Source organism: Mesorhizobium sp. M1E.F.Ca.ET.063.01.1.1, assembly GCF_003998155.1.
GTDB lineage: Bacteria > Pseudomonadota > Alphaproteobacteria > Rhizobiales > Rhizobiaceae > Mesorhizobium.
The window spans coordinates 1-3,010 of record NZ_RZSC01000708.1; the positions used below are offsets into that span (position 1 = coordinate 1).

Consider the following 3,010-nt stretch of genomic DNA (forward strand, 5'->3'; position numbering starts at 1 on the left):
TTCGTGGCCGGTTTGACGGTGGCGCTGTTTGCCTTCTCGCAGGCGACGACGCGTTTTTTCGCCGACCGTTTCGTCGACCGCCACTCGCCCAGCGGCGTGGCGTGCGTGCTGCTCGCAACGATGGCGGCCGGCGTGCTGATCGTCTTCTTCTCGCCCGCGCCGCCGGTATCGATGCTCGGCTTCGCCCTGTTGGGGATCGGCAGCAGCGCGATCTTCCCGCTGGCGATCTCCGCGGCAGCCCAGCGGACGGACCGGCCCGCGGCGATCAACGTCGCAGCGCTGTCGCAGATCTCCTTCATCGCCTTCCTGCTCGGTCCGCCGCTGCTCGGCTTCGTATCGGACCATTGGGGCATCCGCTCCGCCTATGGGATCGGCATCCCGTTCATCGCGCTCAGCCTGCTGACGGCAGGTTCGCTTGGCCGGCGGCCGGCCAAGTCCGCCGTGCCGGCGGACGAAGCGCCCGATCCGGCGCGGAAGATGCTGCCGCAAGCCGGCGAGGCATGAGCGGCCCTTCCGTTGTCAGACCGATGCGCTCTTACACCTGTGGCTCGTCGTGGCGGCCACCCCCTACAGCGATGCGACGCTCCCGATTCCGCGGTGAATCGCCTCGCGGTAAGCGAGGTCGGCCGCCACCATGTCCTCCATTGCAACGCCCATTGCCTTGTAGACGGTGACCTGGTCGGCGCTGACCCGTCCCGGCCGCACACCGAGCAGCATCTCGCCAAGTTCGGTTCCGGTTTCCGGATCGATGCCGGCCAGTTCACAAGAACCGACCGGCGTCGGGGCGAATGCATCGCTTGTCTCGACGAAGAGGCTGGCCTTGCCGACAAGCTCGATCGGCAATTCGCCGCCGGGTGGCGCAACACCGACCGACGAGACATGCGTGCCGGGCTGCACCCATTCGGCTGAAATCACCGGCTCAAAGGAATGCGTTGCCAGGCAGACGACATCCGACGAGCGCACCGCGGCCTCGATATCGCTGACGGCAACAACACCCGGATGTAGCGCGGCAAGCGCCTGCGCATCCGCGAACTCCTTCGAGACAACGCGGATCTCGGCGAAGTCGCGGACCAGTGGCAAAAGGCGCAGGTGCTGGCCGGCCTGGACGCCGGCGCCCACCACTGTCGCGACCTTGACGTCGCGCCGGGCCAGTTCGCGCACGGAGAGCACAGCAGAGCCGGAGGTGCGCACGGCAGTGATGTAGGTACCGTCCATGACGCAGATCGGGAATCCGGTCTGCGGGTCGAACAGATGGATGGTGGCGAGATGGCTGGGGATGCCTTTGGCAATGTTGCCCTCGAACACGTTGACGATCTTCACCGTCAGATGCTTGCCCACCATCCAGGCCGGCATCGCCAGCGAATAGCCTGCCTGCGGAATGTCGAGCTGGGGTCGCGCCGGATTGACGACCTTGCCGCCAGACAGTGCTTGGAAGCCGTCCGCCAGTACGTCGAGGAGCCGGCGGAGGTCGATGCAGGTTTTCACCTCGGCCTCGCTCAATATGAGCACCGGCGTGTCACCCTTGGCGTGGGCGTTGCGGTCGTTCGGTATGGCTGATGTCATGGGTCTTGCCTTGGTCCGGTTAAGTTACCCACGAACGATATTGCGACCTGACAGCGTGATGAAATATGGTGTTTTGACGATTTCAACGTGACTATCACGCTATTCTTGGCCAAAAAGTGTTAGCACTGAAATGGACGATCTCGACCGTATCGACCGCTCTTTGTTGCGTTTGTTGCAGGAGGATGGCCGCCGCACCACGCTCGACCTCGCCCGCCAGGTCGGACTGTCGCCGACGGGCGCCTCGCAGCGCATCAGGCGGCTGTTCAGCGAAGGCTTCATCCGGGCGGTACGAGCCGTTCTCGACCCGGCCAGGATCGGGAAGGCGCAACTTGTCTTCATCGAGGTGCGGCTCGACCATACGGCGCCGCATGTCTTCGACCGCTTCGCCGAGGCGGTCTTGCGCGCGCCCGAGATCATCGAGTGCCACATGGTGGTTGGCGGCTTCGACTACCTAGTCAAGGCGCGCATCGCCGACATGGCAATGTTCCAGGATTTCCTGCAGCGGGTCATCCTGCCGCTGCCAGGGGTCAGGGAAACACACACCTACGCTTCGATCGCCAATGTGAAGCCCGACGCCTTGTTGCCGATCTAGATTGGCATCGACGCGGCGTCCGCCTTCCACCCTAACCCTAAACTCAACCCAGGACGCTATTCATCGCGTGGCCCGTCGCCTTGGAATTGCCGCTGGCATTGGCGGTGGCGATGGTCCAAGAAGGATCACCAACATGTGATTGCCTTCCCCTCATGTCCTCGATACGCCCGCTGATCCCGCTCCTCATCGCCGCAGGCATCCTGCTCGGCGGCAACGGACTGCAGGGCACGCTGATCGCGCTGCGCGGCGCGCGGGAAGGCTTCTCCGCCTCCGACATCGGCCTGATGGGCACGTTCTACTTTGCCGGCTTCCTGCTCGGATGCCTGGCGGTCACCCGCATCCTGAAGGCGGTCGGTCATGTGCGGACATTCTCGGCGCTTGCTGCGATCGCCTCCGTCGGCACGCTGCTGCTGGTATTGGTCATCGACCCGGTGATGTGGTGCGCGATACGCTTTGCTGGCGGCTTCTGCTTCGCCGGCCTGTTCACCGTCATGGAGGCGTGGCTCAATTCCGGCGTCGGCAACAAGGATCGCGCCCGCGTGCTCGCGATCTACCGCATGGTCGATATCGGCTCGGTCACCGGCGCGCAGTTCCTGATCCCGATCTTCGGCGCAGGCGGCTTCGCCATCTTCGCCGTCATGTCGATGATGATCACCTTCTCGCTGGTGCCGGTCTCGCTCGGCGACCGTTCCAACCCGGCGCCGCCGGAAGAGGTCAAGCTCGATTTGCCACGCGTCTGGCGGATCTCGCCGCTTGGCTCGATCGGCTGCATCGCCGTCGGCGTCACCAACAGCGCCTTCCGCACGCTGTCGCCGGTCTATGCCGAGGAGATCGGCATGTCGGTGGCCTATGTCG

At 64.5% G+C, this 3,010-nt stretch carries 4 protein-coding genes; 3 read left to right on the forward strand and 1 reads right to left on the reverse strand.

The genetic code is table 11. From position 1 onward, the window contains the following. Positions 1–504, forward strand: a 504-nt coding sequence (locus EOA29_RS30970) for an MFS transporter (protein ID WP_127222063.1), incomplete at its 5' end; no start/stop codon positions are given. A gap of 63 nt (positions 505–567) precedes the next feature. Here EOA29_RS30970 and EOA29_RS30975 read toward each other — a convergent pair. Further along, positions 568–1,563, reverse strand: coding sequence for an ornithine cyclodeaminase family protein (locus tag EOA29_RS30975; RefSeq protein WP_126094262.1), 996 nt, complete (start codon positions 1,561–1,563; stop codon positions 568–570). Positions 1,564–1,693: 130 nt separating this feature from the next. Here EOA29_RS30975 and EOA29_RS30980 point away from each other — a divergent pair, with 130 nt between their 5' ends. Both EOA29_RS30980 and EOA29_RS30985 read left to right on the forward strand, forming a co-directional pair. Beyond that, positions 1,694–2,155 (forward strand): Lrp/AsnC ligand binding domain-containing protein, encoded by a 462-nt coding sequence (locus tag EOA29_RS30980; RefSeq protein WP_126095930.1) that lies wholly within the window; start codon positions 1,694–1,696, stop codon positions 2,153–2,155. Positions 2,156–2,307: 152 nt separating this feature from the next. Then, a partial coding sequence (locus EOA29_RS30985) for an MFS transporter (RefSeq protein WP_127222064.1) occupies positions 2,308–3,010 on the forward strand: 703 nt, incomplete at its 3' end.